Annotated in this window: 16 protein-coding genes and 2 pseudogenes; 10 read left to right on the top strand and 8 right to left on the bottom strand. The window is 69.9% G+C overall.

Annotated elements, in window-relative coordinates; all coding sequences use genetic code 11:
• Positions 1 to 302: 302 nt before the first annotated feature.
• Positions 303 to 638, top strand: a complete 336-nt coding sequence (locus ACZ4VT_RS14880; protein ID WP_467949626.1) for an ArsR/SmtB family transcription factor — start codon at positions 303 to 305, stop codon at positions 636 to 638.
• 1 nt (position 639) lies between these two features.
• The gene (locus tag ACZ4VT_RS14875) at positions 640 to 1,350 is read left to right on the top strand and encodes a cation efflux transmembrane domain-containing protein (RefSeq protein ID WP_467949624.1); all 711 of its coding nucleotides are present in this window, start codon (positions 640 to 642) and stop codon (positions 1,348 to 1,350) included.
• Between the two features lie 233 nt (positions 1,351 to 1,583).
• Here ACZ4VT_RS14875 and ACZ4VT_RS14870 read toward each other — a convergent pair whose 3' ends face one another.
• Positions 1,584 to 2,699, bottom strand: coding sequence for a phage tail sheath family protein (locus tag ACZ4VT_RS14870; protein ID WP_467949622.1), 1,116 nt, complete (start codon positions 2,697 to 2,699; stop codon positions 1,584 to 1,586).
• Between the two features lie 308 nt (positions 2,700 to 3,007).
• On the opposite strand from ACZ4VT_RS14870, the gene ACZ4VT_RS14865 reads away from it, so the two are divergent.
• The 3 genes from ACZ4VT_RS14865 to ACZ4VT_RS14855 are packed head-to-tail and all read left to right on the top strand — an operon-like array spanning position 3,008 to position 3,928.
• Positions 3,008 to 3,265: a hypothetical protein gene (locus ACZ4VT_RS14865; protein ID WP_467949620.1), complete on the top strand. Its 258-nt coding sequence runs from the start codon at positions 3,008 to 3,010 to the stop codon at positions 3,263 to 3,265.
• Positions 3,262 to 3,429, top strand: a complete 168-nt coding sequence (locus ACZ4VT_RS14860) for a hypothetical protein (protein WP_467949618.1) — start codon at positions 3,262 to 3,264, stop codon at positions 3,427 to 3,429. The genes ACZ4VT_RS14865 and ACZ4VT_RS14860 overlap by 4 nt, the downstream gene beginning before the upstream one ends.
• A gap of 1 nt (position 3,430) precedes the next feature.
• On the top strand, positions 3,431 to 3,928 hold the full coding sequence (locus ACZ4VT_RS14855; protein ID WP_467949616.1) for a DUF6233 domain-containing protein: 498 nt from the start codon (positions 3,431 to 3,433) through the stop codon (positions 3,926 to 3,928).
• A gap of 7 nt (positions 3,929 to 3,935) precedes the next feature.
• Here the strand turns inward: ACZ4VT_RS14855 and ACZ4VT_RS14850 are convergent, their stop codons facing one another.
• Both ACZ4VT_RS14850 and ACZ4VT_RS14845 read right to left on the bottom strand, forming a co-directional pair.
• Positions 3,936 to 4,358 carry a hypothetical protein gene (locus ACZ4VT_RS14850; protein ID WP_467949614.1) on the bottom strand — a complete coding sequence of 141 codons (423 nt, stop codon included), beginning with the start codon at positions 4,356 to 4,358 and terminating at the stop codon, positions 3,936 to 3,938.
• Positions 4,345 to 4,467 carry a hypothetical protein gene (locus ACZ4VT_RS14845; RefSeq protein WP_467949612.1) on the bottom strand — a complete coding sequence of 41 codons (123 nt, stop codon included), beginning with the start codon at positions 4,465 to 4,467 and terminating at the stop codon, positions 4,345 to 4,347. Before ACZ4VT_RS14845 ends, ACZ4VT_RS14850 begins: the two co-directional genes overlap by 14 nt.
• 356 nt (positions 4,468 to 4,823) lie before the next feature.
• Between ACZ4VT_RS14845 and ACZ4VT_RS14840 the strand changes: the two genes are divergently transcribed.
• The 5 genes and pseudogenes from ACZ4VT_RS14840 (at position 4,824) to ACZ4VT_RS14820 (ending at position 9,124) form a co-directional block, all read left to right on the top strand.
• Positions 4,824 to 5,762, top strand: coding sequence for a S8 family peptidase (locus ACZ4VT_RS14840; RefSeq protein WP_467949610.1), 939 nt, complete (start codon positions 4,824 to 4,826; stop codon positions 5,760 to 5,762).
• A gap of 467 nt (positions 5,763 to 6,229) precedes the next feature.
• Positions 6,230 to 6,538 (top strand): annotated as a pseudogene (locus ACZ4VT_RS14835) (DEAD/DEAH box helicase); the annotation flags it as partial.
• A 166-nt stretch (positions 6,539 to 6,704) separates the two neighbouring features.
• Positions 6,705 to 6,935, top strand: coding sequence for a hypothetical protein (locus ACZ4VT_RS14830; protein ID WP_467949608.1), 231 nt, complete (start codon positions 6,705 to 6,707; stop codon positions 6,933 to 6,935).
• Between the two features lie 177 nt (positions 6,936 to 7,112).
• Entirely contained in the window at positions 7,113 to 7,328 is a 216-nt protein-coding gene (locus tag ACZ4VT_RS14825) for an EF-hand domain-containing protein (protein ID WP_467949606.1), read from the top strand.
• A gap of 878 nt (positions 7,329 to 8,206) precedes the next feature.
• Positions 8,207 to 9,124, top strand: coding sequence for an NADP-dependent oxidoreductase (locus ACZ4VT_RS14820; RefSeq protein ID WP_467949604.1), 918 nt, complete (start codon positions 8,207 to 8,209; stop codon positions 9,122 to 9,124).
• 200 nt (positions 9,125 to 9,324) lie between these two features.
• On the opposite strand, the pseudogene ACZ4VT_RS14815 reads toward ACZ4VT_RS14820, so the two are convergent.
• From ACZ4VT_RS14815 to ACZ4VT_RS14795, 5 genes and pseudogenes are all read right to left on the bottom strand, one after another.
• Positions 9,325 to 9,710: pseudogene (locus ACZ4VT_RS14815) on the bottom strand (glycine cleavage system protein H).
• A gap of 75 nt (positions 9,711 to 9,785) precedes the next feature.
• Complete coding sequence (locus ACZ4VT_RS14810) at positions 9,786 to 10,076, bottom strand: polyprenyl synthetase family protein (protein WP_467949602.1); 291 nt, start codon at positions 10,074 to 10,076, stop codon at positions 9,786 to 9,788.
• 280 nt (positions 10,077 to 10,356) lie between these two features.
• Positions 10,357 to 11,826, bottom strand: coding sequence for a hypothetical protein (locus tag ACZ4VT_RS14805; protein WP_467949600.1), 1,470 nt, complete (start codon positions 11,824 to 11,826; stop codon positions 10,357 to 10,359).
• An 882-nt stretch (positions 11,827 to 12,708) separates the two neighbouring features.
• Positions 12,709 to 14,175 (bottom strand): hypothetical protein, encoded by a 1,467-nt coding sequence (locus tag ACZ4VT_RS14800; protein WP_467949598.1) that lies wholly within the window; start codon positions 14,173 to 14,175, stop codon positions 12,709 to 12,711.
• Positions 14,175 to 14,894, bottom strand: a complete 720-nt coding sequence (locus tag ACZ4VT_RS14795) for a hypothetical protein (RefSeq protein ID WP_467949596.1) — start codon at positions 14,892 to 14,894, stop codon at positions 14,175 to 14,177. Before ACZ4VT_RS14795 ends, ACZ4VT_RS14800 begins: the two co-directional genes overlap by 1 nt.
• Positions 14,895 to 14,999 lie beyond the last annotated feature (105 nt).

The following is a 14,999-nucleotide window of genomic DNA, read 5'->3' as shown; positions in this document are numbered from 1 at the left end:
TGCTACGGCCTGGCCCGACCTTGAGGAAAAGCCACCGGATATGGGCTCAGGACTTGTCCGGACATCCGAGTACCAGATTCGACCCGGCCTCTCGGCTCTGCCCCAGCAGGTCTGGTGCTGTCGACTCGTGAACATCCGGTGCGGGCCGAAGCCGCCGGAGCTCGCTCGGAGCCAGGATCGATGTTCACGAGAACCGGAGGCGCCCAGCGACGAGGGACGCTCCGGAGGCTGCGCGGCACCAGTCAGCACTCCAACGAGGATCCATGATTTCCTGAATTCAGGATCATGTGTACTGTTGTGTTGTGCTGACCGTTGCCTCCGAAATCGAGGTGCTGGCCCGGTTCGGCCGCGCGCTCGCCGACCCCATCCGCTGCCGCATCCTGCTCGCCCTGCGCGACGCCCCCGCCTACCCTGCCGACCTCGCCGACGCGCTCGAAATCTCCCGCACCCGGCTGTCCAACCACCTGGCCTGCCTGCGCGACTGCGGCCTGGTCGTCACCGTGCCCGACGGCCGCCGCACCCGCTACGAGCTCGCCGACGAACGCCTCGGCCACGCGCTCGATGACCTGCGCACCGCAGTGGTCGCCGTCGAGACCGATCGCACCTGCCCGGACGCCGCCGCGAAGGGGTGCTGCTGACATGGCCGCCGAGATATCCATATCCCTCGGGCCCTCTCCCGCCCGGCGCGACGCGCTCGCCCGCCGGATACGGCTCCTCGTGGCCGCGACCATCACCTACAACGTCATCGAGGCGATCGTCGCCATCACCGCCGGCACCCTCGCCTCCTCCACCGCCCTGATCGGCTTCGGCCTCGACTCCGTCATCGAGGTCTCCTCCGCCACCGCGGTCGCCTGGCAGTTCTCCGCCCGCGACCACGCCGTACGCCAAGCCCGCGAGCAGCGCACTTTGCGGATCATCGCCGTCTCCTTCTTCGCGCTCGCCGCTTACGTCACCGTCGACGCTGTCCGCGCGCTGGCCGGCACCGGCGAGGCCGAACGCTCCATCCCCGGCATCGTCATCGCCGCCCTCTCCCTTGCGGTCATGCCGTTCCTCTCCGCCGCCCAGCGCCGAGCCGGCCGCGAACTCGGCTCCGCCTCCGCGGTCGCCGACTCCAAGCAGACCCTCCTGTGCACCTACCTGTCCGCCGTCCTCCTGGTCGGCCTGGTCCTCAACGCCACCCTCGGCTGGTCCTGGGCCGACCCCCTCGCCGCCCTGGTCATCGCCGCCATCGCCGTCAAGGAGGGGCGTGACGCCTGGCAGGGCAAGGGATGCTGCGTTTCGGCGGTGTCGTCCGCTCAGGCACCGGTAGACGCGTGCGGCTGCCGCCCCGGCTGCGACTGTTGCGGGTGAGCTTGATCAGCCCGCGACGGAGGCCCGGACTGCTGTCGGAACTCGGAACTCGTGAACCTTCCTGCGTGGTGACGACGACCACGCGCTCCCAAAGAGCTGAACAACCGCTGTCCGTGCTCGAGGCGGGGGCCAGAGCGTTGGCCAGTCCTGGCAGCCCCTGAAGCAGCGCACAGCAGGGCCGGCCACAGTGTGGCCGGCCCTGCTGGTGTGTTCCGAGGTATGGGCCGGCGGGTCTACCAGGCAGCGACCTGCTGGGTGAGCCGGATCTCGATGAACTCCGCGGGCCGTACCGCGGCGAAGCCGACGTCGAGGACCAGAGTGCCCGCTGCGACGCTCTCACCGGGGTTGTTGGTCGCGTCGCAGCGCACCCAGAAAGCCTGCTCCGGGCTCTTGCCCACAAGTGCGCCTGTGCGCCACAGCCCGGTAAGGAACGAGGCAACGGCCGCGCACACGGCGGTTTGGAGCCTGTCGTCATTCGGCTCGAAGGCCGCCTTGCCGAGGCCGCCGGCGATCGAGGCTCGCAGATAGTTGCCCAGTCGCCGGACGTTCACATACCCGTGCTCCACCTCCGAGTCCGAGCCCGCCGCGAGGGTGCGGGCACCCCAGACAAGGACGCCTTGGCCGAAGGACCGGATGCAGTTCACACCGACGTTGTTGATGTCACGCTGCTCGCCGTCGGTGAGGTCGCGCTGAAGGCCCGTGATCCCGCGGACGCCGATGTTCGCGGGCGCCTTGTGGACACCCCGCTCGGCGTCGCTCCGTGCCCAGACCCCGGCAACGTGTCCCGACGGCGGCACCACCTTCGCGTCCCCGCCGTCGACGCCGGACACCTTCAGCCACGGGTAGTAGACCGTGGTGAACCGCGCCTCCTCCTCGTCCAGGCCGAGGAGCGCGGGAACCTTGACCGGCTCCGCCTCCTTCTCGGCGTGCAGCAGGGCCATCCGGTTGCGGGCGTCCGCGCAGTGGCGGGCGACCGTCTTCGCGATCACGGCGCCCTCGTCCCGCGCTTCCCACAGATCGGGGACCACCACGATGGTCACCTCGGCGTCGAGGGAGGCCAGCGCGGCCCGGTATCCCGCGAGCGGGCCGCCCTTGCCCGTGCCGGCGATCCAGCAGGGACCTCCGCCGTTCTCGAACCAGCCGTACACAGCGTCGGCCAGGTACGGCGACACCGCCCCGGTGCCGGACCGGCCCGCGTTTTCACCGAACTCCTTCCAGGACCGGATCATGCGAGGGACCTCAGCGTCGACATGGCCGATGAAAGCGGCGATCGACGTGGCCACTCCGGTGATCGGCGGGATCCCGCCCCGCCTCTCCTCGATGGGTACGCCAGGGAAGCGGTCAGTCATGAACAACTCCTTCTCCGATGCGAGGTACCACCCCACACCTGCTCTCCCAACCAAACGGCGTTCCTAACGGAACGTAGGCAAACCTACACTCAGAGCGATATGCGTAACCCGGCCACCGCACGCCGAAAGGACTCGGGGCGGCCCTGATCCATCAGGTACGCGGAGATCAGGCCCCGAACAGCCGCCGCCGGACGCGGCGGCCAAGGGATGCGCTCGCCGGCCGACCACGACACTCAGCCACACCTAGGGCCAATGACCGAGAGGCGTGACGTTCGCGGAAAAAATCGAACACGTGTTTCACTTGGGGTGTGAGACCACCGTTCCGTTTCCCCGAGGACCTGATCACGCTCCAAGGGGCGTGGCAGCAGACCTACGTGGAGCTCGCACAGGCCCCCGCCGGGGCCGGTACGACCGCGCTGCGGCGCCGGCTGATCACCCTCTCCGGGACCCTGTGCACCCACCCCTACTGGGAGGCCTCCGCCGCCTGGCGGGTCGGCAGCGTCGAGCTGCGGCGCGCCGCCCGCACCCACACCTTCGCCCCGGCGGACGGGGAGGCAGCAGCATGAACGAGCAAACCACCACGCCCCGCCCGCAGGTCGCCAGCTGGGCACCCAGCCAGACCGGCCCCTGCCCCCGGTGCCACTCCTCCACGTGCCGCTACGGGGTGGGCGGGAACCCGCTCTGCACGTCGTGCCGGCAGGCCCGGCAGGAGCAGTTCGCCCGCCCCTGACGTGACCGAACCTGCACCACCACCTGCACCGATCACGCTGCTCCTGCCCGACGGACAGGCCATCGAGCGTGTACTGCTCTACGAGCGACAGCAGCTCGACTCCGGATTGTGGATGTACCGCATAGGTGTCCCCCTCTGGCAGACGGCCGCCGGGGGCGGGGTCGAGCCGGCCGAGTACGGCACGTGGGTCACCGCCGAGCAGCTGCGCCCGCTGCCCGGGGTCGACCTGGGCGGCATCCCGGCCCACCCCCGTACCCGTACCTCGGCGTCGGCCGGTTGGGCGTGGCTGCTCGACGGCCGCATCCACGGACACCCGGCCACCGTCCACGCCGAGGGCTGCCCAAGCGCTACCGACCGCGCGCATCCGCTGCGCACCATGGCCGCGCTCGACGCGCTCACGCGGCCTGGCACGACGGCGTGCACCGTGTGCGACGCCGCCGAGGTACTGCTGCCGATCCTCGCTCACGGCCAGAACGACGTGCCCGCCCCTGGCGACTGATCACAGGTCAGACGGTCGGGGACCCGGTGTAGTCGTGGCGTTGGTAGCCCCGCCCGTCGCCGTGCCAGTCCAGGAACAGCACCGAGTCCCCCAGCGCTCCGCGGCCGGCCCGGTGGCTGATCGTCGGCGTTCGATAGTGGCCGTCGTAGTTCGCGTTGGACGTGCTGTCCTCCAGCAGCTCCTCGAGCCCAGGGAAATCGCGCTCGACCACCACGGGGTCGGTGCCCTCCCGGGGTTTCTTGATCTGCAACCGCAGCTTGGCCCCCTCGAAGATCGTCGGGTCGTCCACCTCACGGAACGCCGGGCCGTCCCAATTCACCTCGGCGTACGCGTACACGGTGCCCCCGGACCGGGCCGCGCACGTCCGTACCGTCACCTTCCAGTTGTCCGGCCATGGCCCGTCATAGCTGCTGTCGTCAATGTCCTTCATGCTGCTTGGCGCACTTGTAGGCCGGGGCAGCCGTGGCGGTGGGAGCGGCCGGCACCCCCACCGCCACCACGGCCACCACGGCCACCGCCGCGCGCTTGATGATGGTCATGCCCGGTCAATGCCGGGACCGCGGAAGCGACACGGCCCTGCCCCGAAACCGCCTCGGACGAGCGATCCCCCGGCGCCCGGGCGTCGATCGCACGTCCGGCAGTGAGTGTTGTGAGGAGCTCGGAAGCACAGGTCAGCGCCAGGCTGTGACGGCCCTTGGCAGAAGTCGCCGTTTCGCGAAGGCGGCACGGTGACGGGAGCCCGCGACGGCGCCAGTGTCCGGTTCGATGCACTATGCCGATCCCGCTGCCAGGAGTGGGGGACTGTTCGGTGAGGGCGTAGCCGTGCGCCGCCTTGTCTCGTTGTCGCCGGTGCGGAGGAGTCTTCCCCGCATGCCGGAGAAGCGAGGGTCACAGGATGAGGCGACATGGATGGCGAGCCCGGGCCGGTGTAGCGGTGGGGGTTGCCGCTTTGGTCCTGTGCAGTGCCGGGGACAGCTGGGCGGACGTCCAGCTCAACGCCACGTGGGGCCTTGAACGTATCTCTCAGCGTGGGCCGGCGCAGGCTCCCCACAGCTACAGCTACAGCTTCGACTCGGCTGCTGGCCGCGGTGTCAGCGTGTACGTCCTGTCCACCGGCGTGAACGCCGCCCACATCGACTTCGGCGGCCGGGCCCACTTCGCAGCCAACACCACCGGTGACGGCATCCCCGGGGACTGCAACGGTGTGGGAACACACCTCGCCGGCACCGTTGCAGGCCGCCAGTACGGTGTGGCGAAGCAGGCCACCGTCTACGCGGTCAAAACAATGAAGTGCGACGGCACCAGCCGCAGCCAGGACGTCATCGCCGGCATCAACTACGTCCTGGCCCGCCCGTCCCTCACCCCCAAGGTCATCCTCATCGGCTCCACCGGGCCGATCAACGACGACCTCAACAAGGCCGTCAACAACGCCAGCGATCAGGGAATCCCGGTCGTTGTCGCCGCCGGAAACGAAGCGCAGGATGCCTGCAACACCTCACCCGCCACGGCTTCCAAAGCCATCGTCGCTGGCGCCTCCAACGTCTCGGACCAGATGGCGGTCTTCTCCAACTTCGGCAGCTGCGTCCACATCTTCGCCCCGGGCGAGAACATCAAATCGGCATGGCGTGGCATCCTCCCAGCCACCCAGACCATCTCCGACACCGCTGCAGCAGCCGCACACACCGCCGGCGTCGCCGCCTACTTCATCTCCATCTATGGGCAGCGCACCCCGGCTGCACTGAGGCAGCGGATCCAATCCTTCGCCACCAAAGGACGCCTCTCGGGCATCCCCTCCGGTCCCAACTACCTCCTCTTCAACAACTTCCTCCGATAGCGGCCTCCACCTCCCAAAAAGCCACCCGGCCCCGCCCCCGGCAGCCGAAAACCGGGGGCGGGGCGGTGCCCCCGGTGGCCACCTGAGCCAGACGATCAGGACGGACAGGCGGCCGGCGGACGCGATGCGGACGTCTTCGCCCTCTCAACCGCAAGCGGGTACCGCTCCGGTCCAGGCGAGGACGTCGTCGCGGCGGTAGTCCTCGCCGAGAATGGCCGGCATGTCCGCCAGCCGGCCCGCGAGGTCGGCAGCCGCCTCCGGGGACTCCGCACGGAGCAGATGCCAGCAGGCATGCGCGTTGCGGACCGTACGGATCGGGTCGGCCTCGGGGCGGTACCGGGCCGCCTGGCAGCGCAGAGCAGTCGTGATGAGCAGTTCCGTGGTCCCGTGCCAGTCGGTGCACGGGCGAGGAGGCGTGGGAGGCCAAGCGCGCCGCCCTCCGCTCCTACCACCGCGCCACCGGACACCTCGCACCCCGGCAAGACGCCGTGTGGGGCGAAGACGACGAAATGGTGCCCATCGGCCAGCACGTGGCCAACCTCCGACGCAAGGGCGCCAAGAACGGCCTCGGCAAGGACCCGGACCGGGCCGCCGAGCGCGCGGCGCAGCTCACCCCGATCGACGAGGACTGGGACTGCCCCTGGCCGCTGGACTGGCAGCGCCACTACCGCGTCCTGGCGGACCTGGTCCACGCCGACGGCGTCCTGCCCCACATCGCGCCGGGCGTCGTCTTCGACGGCGACGACGTCGGCAGATGGCTCCCGCAGCAGAAGCAGCCGGCCATCTGGGCTCGGCTGCTGCCCGAGCAGCAGGAGCGGTTGGCCGCGCTGGGCGTACAACCCGACCAGGCGCCCTCTCCCGTCCCGGCAGCCGGGCGCGCGGCGAAGGGGGCCCGAACGAGGCACAGCAGGCGTTCCAGCGGGGCTTGGAGGCCCTTGGCCAGTGGGTTGCGCGGGAAGGCGCGGACCGGCCGGTCCCGAGGGGGCCCACGGCGAGGAGATCACGGTCGAGGGCGAGGCGGAGCCGGTGGTCGTGAAGCTGGGCGTGGGGGTCTCCAACACCCGGGCCCGCCGCGACAAACTCACCGCCGACCAGCTCGCCGCACTCGCGGAGCTGGGCATGGACTGGGCGAGGCCGGTGACCGTCCCCCAGGCCGCCCCGGACGGCCTCTGACCGCTTCCAGCGCCTCTACCAGGACCCCAGCCCTCTTGAGCTGGGGTCTCGCGCTATTGCGCCCGAGCGGGTGAAGTTGTCCGCCAGTTGGCACTCAATTCGGTTCTGTGATGTTGCCCTGATGCGGACCAGGGGAGATCAACACCGGCCGGCACGGAGCCGCCCAGGAAGGCAGCCATGGACGCAAAAGCAGAAGCAACGGCGCTGTTCGACCAGATCGACACCGACAAGGACGGTGTGATCACGTACCAGGAGTGGCAGCAGCGCGAAGCTACCCAAGAGCGCAACCCCTTCGATCTCAGCAAGTTCCTCGGCGGTGACACCAACCGTGACACGACGATCGACAGGGAAGAGTTCCTCAGGTACTACGTGAGGAACTACGGACAGGTCTGAGGCTCGGCACCTACACGCACCGGACGTGCACGAGGAACGCCGGGACGGCCCGCCTCGCGCAGCCGGCACAAAAGGGCGAGCCGCCAAGACCGTCGGCCGCCCCGAACAGCCTCGGACCGCTCCTGTGCCGTGACCGGACCCCGGACCTCTCAAGGCCCGGGGTCCGCGCCGTCAGGACCGGGGATCCGGCCGTGACGACCCGCGAGGACCTGCAACGCGCTCACCCGTCCCCCACTCACGTCGTGTTCCAGCAGGACAGGACCGCAACACGCGGCGCCGTGTTGCACCCGGCGTTGCAGGGCGTTGTTGCACCCGCCACCAGATCCGGTCTGACCAGCACCACGTCCAGGACGTCACGGCTCCCCCACGCCGCCGTGAACCGCACATAGCCGCTGGTTCAGCATGCCGATCCCGCCCAAGAGCCTCAACCTGAACATCCCCGTGAGTGATGCGCTGAAGGCTCTCTTCGCGTCCCCGAATGACAAGCCGCCCCCGGGAACTGACGCTCGCGTCATCGGGCACCACCGGTGACCACGTCGTGCTGACAGGCCATGCCCCAACCGCGCGGTACAGAGCGCCTGCCAACCCGCTCTGCCATGAGGGCAGGGCCGCTGTGGTCGCAGCTCAGCAGAAGTCAGCGCACTCAGGAGCCTGACGTAGCAGGTCCCGGCGCGGCGGCACCGTCCGGCCGACGCGCGCATCCGGCCAGTGGTATCCAGACGGCGACCGGGTCGTGAGCGGCCGCGAGGTTGTGGTCGCCCGGGGCGTCGCCTTGTCCCGCCACTCCTTGGGCTGAATCCGCAGCGCCAAGCGCACCGTGCGGGCCTTGCGCGGGTAGTGAGCGTGCAAGATCCATCTCTGACTGGCAGGAGCGTTGGATGCCCACAGCGATCACCTACACCCGCTTCGGCGGCCCCGAAATCCTTGAGGTCACCCAGGTCGACAAGCCCGACCCGGGACCGGGGCAGGTCCGCGTTCAGGTCCGCGCTGCCGGGGTGAACCCGATCGACTCCAAGATCCTGCGCGGCCTGTTCGCCAGCGAACCTCCCCGGCAACGGCGCGGCATCGGAGTCGAGCTGGCCGGCGTGGTCGACGCCCTCGGCCCCGACGTCGACAGCCTCGCGATCGGCGACGAGGTCCTGGGCCGCGCCACCGGCGGCAGCTGGGCCCACTACGCCCTGGCCACGGTCGACAACCTCGTGGCCAGGCCCGCCGATCTGCCGTGGGAGGTAGCCGGCGGCATCACCATCGTCGCGGAAGCCGCCGCCCGCGCCCTGAACCTGACCGCGGTGAGTGCAGCCGACACGGTGGTGATCAACGGGGCCAGCGGCGGAGTCGGCTCACTGGCCACCCAGCTCGCGGTTGCCCGCGGCGCCCGGGTGATCGGCACCGCGAGCGAACGCAACCACGAATACCTGCGCGCGATCGGCGCCATTCCCGTCACCTACGGGGCGGGCATGGCCGACCGCGTCCGCGCGGTGGCGCCCACAGTCGACGCCGCGGTGGACGCCGCCGGCCGGGGCGCCCTGCCCGATCTGGTGGAACTGGCCGGCGGCACCCAGCGGGTCATCACCCTCGCCGACCCCGACGCCGCAGCACACGGTGTCCGCTTCACCGGCGGCGGCCCCGGCGAATCGGTGCCCCTGCCCGACGTATTCGCCGAAGCCCTCCCCCTGTACCGGACAGAAAAGCTCCAGTTCCCCATCGCCCAGGCCTACCCACTCGACCAGGCCGCTCACGCCCTCGCCGCCAGCGAGAGCGGACAGGCCCACGGGAAGCTCGTCCTCATCCCCTGAAACCAGGCGGGCAGGCAGTTGTCCGTCCCGCGCCACGGCACAGGCCGACGACAAGCACCCGTCCGTCTCCCCTCCGCGCAGGCCGGGACGGCCCGTCACATCGATGTACCGGCGCCCCTGACCCCCGCCCGCTCCCCAGCGGTGCCGTACGGCATCGCACCCCAGGGGCCGCCCGGCCGCGCACGCTCGCGCGGCTGTGGTTATTCGGCAGAACTGATGAAGGCGTCGGATTCCTTCGCGCTCATCAGCCCGTCAGGACTCGCCGCCGAAAGGCTGATCTCGATCAGCCACCCGTCCTGGTACGGATCGTTGTCGACCAGCTCGGGCTCGGCGAGCACCCGGTCGTTGCGTGCGCTCGCCTGACCTGCCGCCTGCGTGTAGATGTCGATGAGTGCTCGGGCGGATTCCGTGGAGCCGCACGGTCGTCGACGTCGAACCGGTCGCCGACCTTCGGAAGCTCCACGGCGACGAGGTCGCCGAGCTGCTCCTGGCCGTATTCGGTGATGCCCACACGGACCTTGCCGCCGCTCACCGCCCGGACCCATGCGTGGCGTTTCGTGTACTTGAGTTCCTCAGGGATGTACATGACCCCGGCCTGTTACAGAACGGGCCTCCGCTCATCCGCTGGTTGGGGAGCTGCCGCTCGGACTCAATGCCCCTTTCAGGGTGTTGCGGCCCTGGGCATGGTGGGCGGCCAGGCCGCGTGGACGCTGGGCCGGCCCCGGCGGGTGGCGCTGTCGTCCATGATGTCGTCGTGGATCAGGGTGAAGGCATGGAACATCTCCAGTGACGCCGCCATCCGCAGCACGAGGCCGACGTCTTTGCCGCCGCCGGCCGCGTGCCAGCCGATCAGACGGCTTCTGGCGGCTAGGACACGGCCAAGCTGTACATCGACGGCCCGGCGGACGCCCGGCAGGTCCAACCCATGACCACGGAGCGCATCGGCGATCACAACAGGGCCCCCTAGCGTGCACGCCCGAGACCGGACACTGTCATGTCTGCCCGCGTGGATACCGGTCACGTGAGCGCACTGAGGCGTTCAGCCAACAACCCGCTGCGCCTGATGGGGCTCGACGAATCTCCCCACCCCATGCTCAGGGAGGGGACGGACCTGCTCACCCAATTCCCCACCGCCGGGGCGCTGACAGACTGTCGGGCCGCGGTGGAGGGGCTCCCGATGGCCCGCCGGGTCCAAAAGCAGGTCGAGTGCCCTCCCCGCGTTGGTGTGTCCTCTAGCTGCGGGCTGCTCCGGGGTTGCCGTTGCTGCCGGGCTTTCCGGCGCTCACGCCGATCTGGGCGGTGCCGGGGCCGGCTGCTCCGCCGGTTCCGGCGGAGCCGCCGGTGACGGTGGCCTTGTCGCCGCCGAGGTCGGAGGTCACGGTTCCGGTGCTTCCGGCTCCGCCGTTGCCGCCGGGGCCGCCGTCGCCGCCGAGGTCCTGCTTGTTCATGCCGGAGTTGACGGCGCCGCCGCCCGCGCCGCCGTTGCCGCCCGCGCCGCCCTTGACGGTGACCTTCCCGCCGGTGCTGCGTGCGGTGGCCTTCTTCTGGTTGGGGACGGTTCCGCCGTTGCCGATACCGCCGTTACCGCCGCGGCCGCCCGTGCCGCCGTTGCCCGAGTAGTTGTCGGACGTCTGCACGCCCTGGGCGCCCTCGGTGCCGTCGCTGCCGGCTCCGCCTTCGATGATGAGATCACCGGTGGTGGTGACGGTGCTGGTGTTCCCGCTGCCGCCGTCCGTGCCGTCGCTGCCGGTGCCCGCGTACTTGATGCCCTTGCCGCCCTTGACGGTGGCGGAGCGAACCCCGGTGATCTTTCCGTCGTTGCCGGCCCCGCCAGGCTCGCCGCTGCCACCGGTCGCCTCGACGTCGGTCGCGCCGGTGATCTCACCGCTGACGTCGTTGCCGGCACCACCGCGGCGCTTGACCCCGCCGGCCCCGCCCTTGGCTAGGACCTTGCCCCCGCTCCCCTCGACCTTGCCGGCGTTCCCGGCCGCGCCGGCGCCGCCCTGCAGCGTGACCTCGGTGTCCTTGGCCTTGATCGTCGCGCCCTTGCCGTTGGCAATAGCGGGCCCCTCGACCGTGAGAGTGCCGCCGAACGCCTCGATCGTGCCTTCGTTGACGGGTGTCAGGGAATTGGCGGCGACCTTGATGGTGCCGCCGCCCTGGCCGCCCGTGATCCGGCCGACGTTCCCGCGGCGGGCACCGCTGATGTCGATGGTGTCCGTGCCCTCGCCGCCCTCGATCACTCCCGTCGCGGAGACGGCAGGCTTGTCATTGTCCTTGCCAGTGATCGGGGGCACAGTCAGCGTGATCACATCATTGCCCGCACCGCCCCTGAGTGTCCCGCTCACACCCGCGAGGGCGTGTCGAATGGCGATCTTGTCGTTACCGCCGAGGCCGTCGAGCACCACTCCCTTGGGAAGCGCGTTGTTGGCGAACGAGCTCCCCCCGTTCTTGTCGCCGATGACGATCTCGTCGTCGTACTCGGTCCCCTCGATCTCGTCGCCCGACCTCAGGAAACCGGCGCAGAGGATCGACACCCCGCCGCCTTCCTTCGGCGTGCTCGTGCAGGACTTCGGCAGGTCGTCGTCGGCATAGGCGAGCGAGGCGGGTCCCACCACCCCGCCCGCGAGCAGGGCCGCAACCCCCAGAGTCCGGCCTCCGGCCACGGCGGCGGCAAGCATCTTGTTCCGTCGCTGCGTCACAGCGGCAACCCCTTCGTAGCAGGGCGCGTACCGACACGGGTCCGCACCCAAGATCACATCTCCTTGATCAACTACAAGTTCGGGCCACCAGACACGGCCATCGACCACTCGATGTTCCAGCGGCGGCTCCGCCAGCACTGGGGTCGCAGTCGCACATGCCGTGAGTCAACGGCTACTACGGGATCCCACGGCCGAAGAAGCATCCCATCGGAAATCTCAGCGCTAACCGTGGTTCCAACCCCGGCTCCGGGCAGGGCCCGCACATGCCACAAGCGGGCGGCGACGACGCCCTCGTTGCCGGCAGCAACCGACTGAGGAACGAAGAGCAGCCCTGGGGAAAATTCGAGATCCGCATCACGCCGGGCTCACACGCCAGGCGGTCACACGCTCTGCACGACGCTCTGCCCCATCGAGGCTCAGTGGGGGAACAGAGGGGTTGCTCGCCCCTCCCCTCCAATGCGGTATTGGGCTGAACAGGAAGCCGCGGGCTGGTTGCGGCGGATGCCAGGCTTCGTCAGGCCGTCACCGGCCAGGCATCGCGGCGAGGATCCGGTCAGCGGCCAGGTGTGGGCCTCCGCGGGCGTGCCAGGTCACCGACAGCACACCGCCGGCAGCCGACAGCGTCCTCGCCTCGCCGTCGCGGTCGGTGGCTTTGCAGTGCGGGCAGACGACAACCCGCGGACGGTCGGCCTCACGCACGACCCCTCACCTCTATCCCGACGGCGCAACCGGTCCAACGGAGTCGCTGAAGGGGCTGTCACTGTCATGGGGCGCCCCGTCAGATGGGGGTGACCTCGTGCGCGTGGCCCTGCTGATCGGCGATCCGGCAACGTAGACTGCCGATCGTCGGGACGCGCGGCTCCCGAGTACCCGCGACCGTCGCTACACCCGGATGTACCACCCCCGCGACACGAGCAGCCGCGCGAGCGGTACGTAGAACAGCAGCAGCCACAGCGCCGCCCAGACGACGCTTGCCAGCGGCGCGGGCATCCATGTGGCGAGGCCGGCTCCGGCGCACACGCTCCATGCGGTCCACTCCTCGCCGTGGTAGCGGACGGGGATGTAGTCCAAGGTGACGATGACGAGTTCGGACAGGACGTAGAAGAACAGGGGGTTGCGGCCAAGGTCCAGCAGGGTCTCTCCCACTGGCGCGGTTACCCGACGGACGGCGGTGGTCACGCCCGTCCAGGCCGAAGACAAACGGCGTGCCGGAAGGCTTCCGGCACCGGACCCGCCACCGGACGGACCGTGGGGCGAGGGCCACAGTCCGCCGTCGAACGCCAGGGCAGCCAGGCCGAAGCCGACGGTCATGATCCCGATGGTCACGAGGGCGTACGAGGGGGTCCACAACTGTTTGCCGATCGGGATGACGGTGGTCAGCGCGAGGCCGGCCCCGCCGCACGTCACGCCGACGGCGATCAGCTGGCAGGCCCGCCTGCGGACGCCACCGGTCGTGTGGTAGCGCTGCTTGTTCCGGACGACGTCCATGCCGATGACGAGGCCCGCCCAGCAGTTGACCACTGCGACCAGCGTCGACATGAGGCCTTCCGGGTCGAACGTGCCGCCGTCCAGGTTGTGCTCGGCACCCCACGTGTTCGTGTCGAGGTAGGCCTGCAGCGAGCAGTCCGGCACCAGTTCGCGGACGCCGGCGCATTGCGGCCAGGGGTTGTGAAAGCTGTAGGTCGCCACGATCCACAGGACGACACAGACGAGGGGGAATCCTCCCAGCAAGGACGCCCGGGCCAGCAAACGGACGATACGGGAGTGAACCCTGGCCGGTGGCACGGCCTTGTCCTCGGATGCCGACGGGGCACCGACGGGCCGCATCGACCAGGCACAGGTCACGTACAGGAGCGAGACGGTCAGGTAGGCGACGGCCAGTCGCTGCAGCACGCCGACGAACCGGACGTGCTCCAACGTCTCGGGCAGGAACGGGTACACGCCCAGGAAGAAGCCGATCGCGTACAGCAGGGCGGCTCGGCGCACGATGCGCAGCAGGTGAGGCTGTTTGGCGTGTTCACGGAGACGGCCTTCGCCCCGTGGCCGGAGGAAGGCGGACATGGAGACCGGCACTGCCATGCCCATGGTGAACAGGAATCCGGGCAGGACCAGGTCGGCGACCGTCAGCCCGAACCCGTGTGCGTGCTGCAGGGCAGGGGACGCGATCTCCGCCACCTGGCTGCCGATGAAGACGCGCAGAGCGACGAGCGAGCCGCGTGACGCGTCCAGCGCATCGAGGCGCCGACGCGCAGGCGGGGTTTGAGGCCCCGCCGGGGTCGGCTGCGCCGTCGAGGCGTCGGACTCACCGGGCACGGCAGTCGGAACGGCCGTCGAGGCGGACAGTTCCATCAGCGCAGTGCCGCGGGTGCGGCAGTCCGGATGGCGGCGCTCGTGGTGACGAAGTAGAAGTCTTCGTCCTCGATGTCGGCCCGGGTCTGTTCACCGATGTACAGGTCGAGGTGCTTGGCGTTGTCGCAGCCGATGCTGCAGAGGTCGTCGACGCGCCAGTGCGCGGACTTCACCCGGGTGCAGGTCTCGCGGGACACGCCCGGTCCGCAGTCGGTGACGAGGATGCGGGTGCCCGGGGACAGATGGTTGGCGGCGACCGATTGCCAGGGCACCAGGACGTTTTCGTGGGAGCCCACCGGAGGGGTGCTGGTCGAGAAGTAGCAGCGCTTGTCGAAGTCCCAGCCGAGGTAGTCCCCGCGGGCGGTTTTGCCGAAGCCCTCCAGGCCGACGCGTTCCAGGTAGTCGGCGGGGAACGAGGTATCGGGCAGGTGCCGGCCGGTGCAGGACCTATTTCCGATGTCGCGCCGGGGGCCGTGGTAGTGCGCCTCGCTGGGAGTGAAGTAGACGGTGAGGGTGTATCCGGTCTGCGGGGCCGTGTCGGCCTGTGGCAGTTCGATGGTGTTGAGCCGGTGGTGCAGCCGCAGGCCGGCATGACCGAGGGCGGCGATGGCCAGCAGGCCACACGCCAGGAACACCAGAATCCTGGTGCGCGTGGTGCGCGTGGTGCGCGGCCGGTGTTCGGGTGGTGTGGGTGGGGCGGTGTCCAGGTGCGCAGCCATGGAGGTGTACTCCGTGCGGGTTCGGGTTGCGGGGGCAGGGGCGCAGCGTGGTGCCGTATGGGCGGGGGGGGGATCGCCGATGTCGTTGTCGGCGCCGCCCTGACC

This window comes from Streptomyces sp. NPDC029164 (genome assembly GCF_055563995.1).
This window is presented reverse-complemented; position numbering and strand designations above follow the sequence as displayed.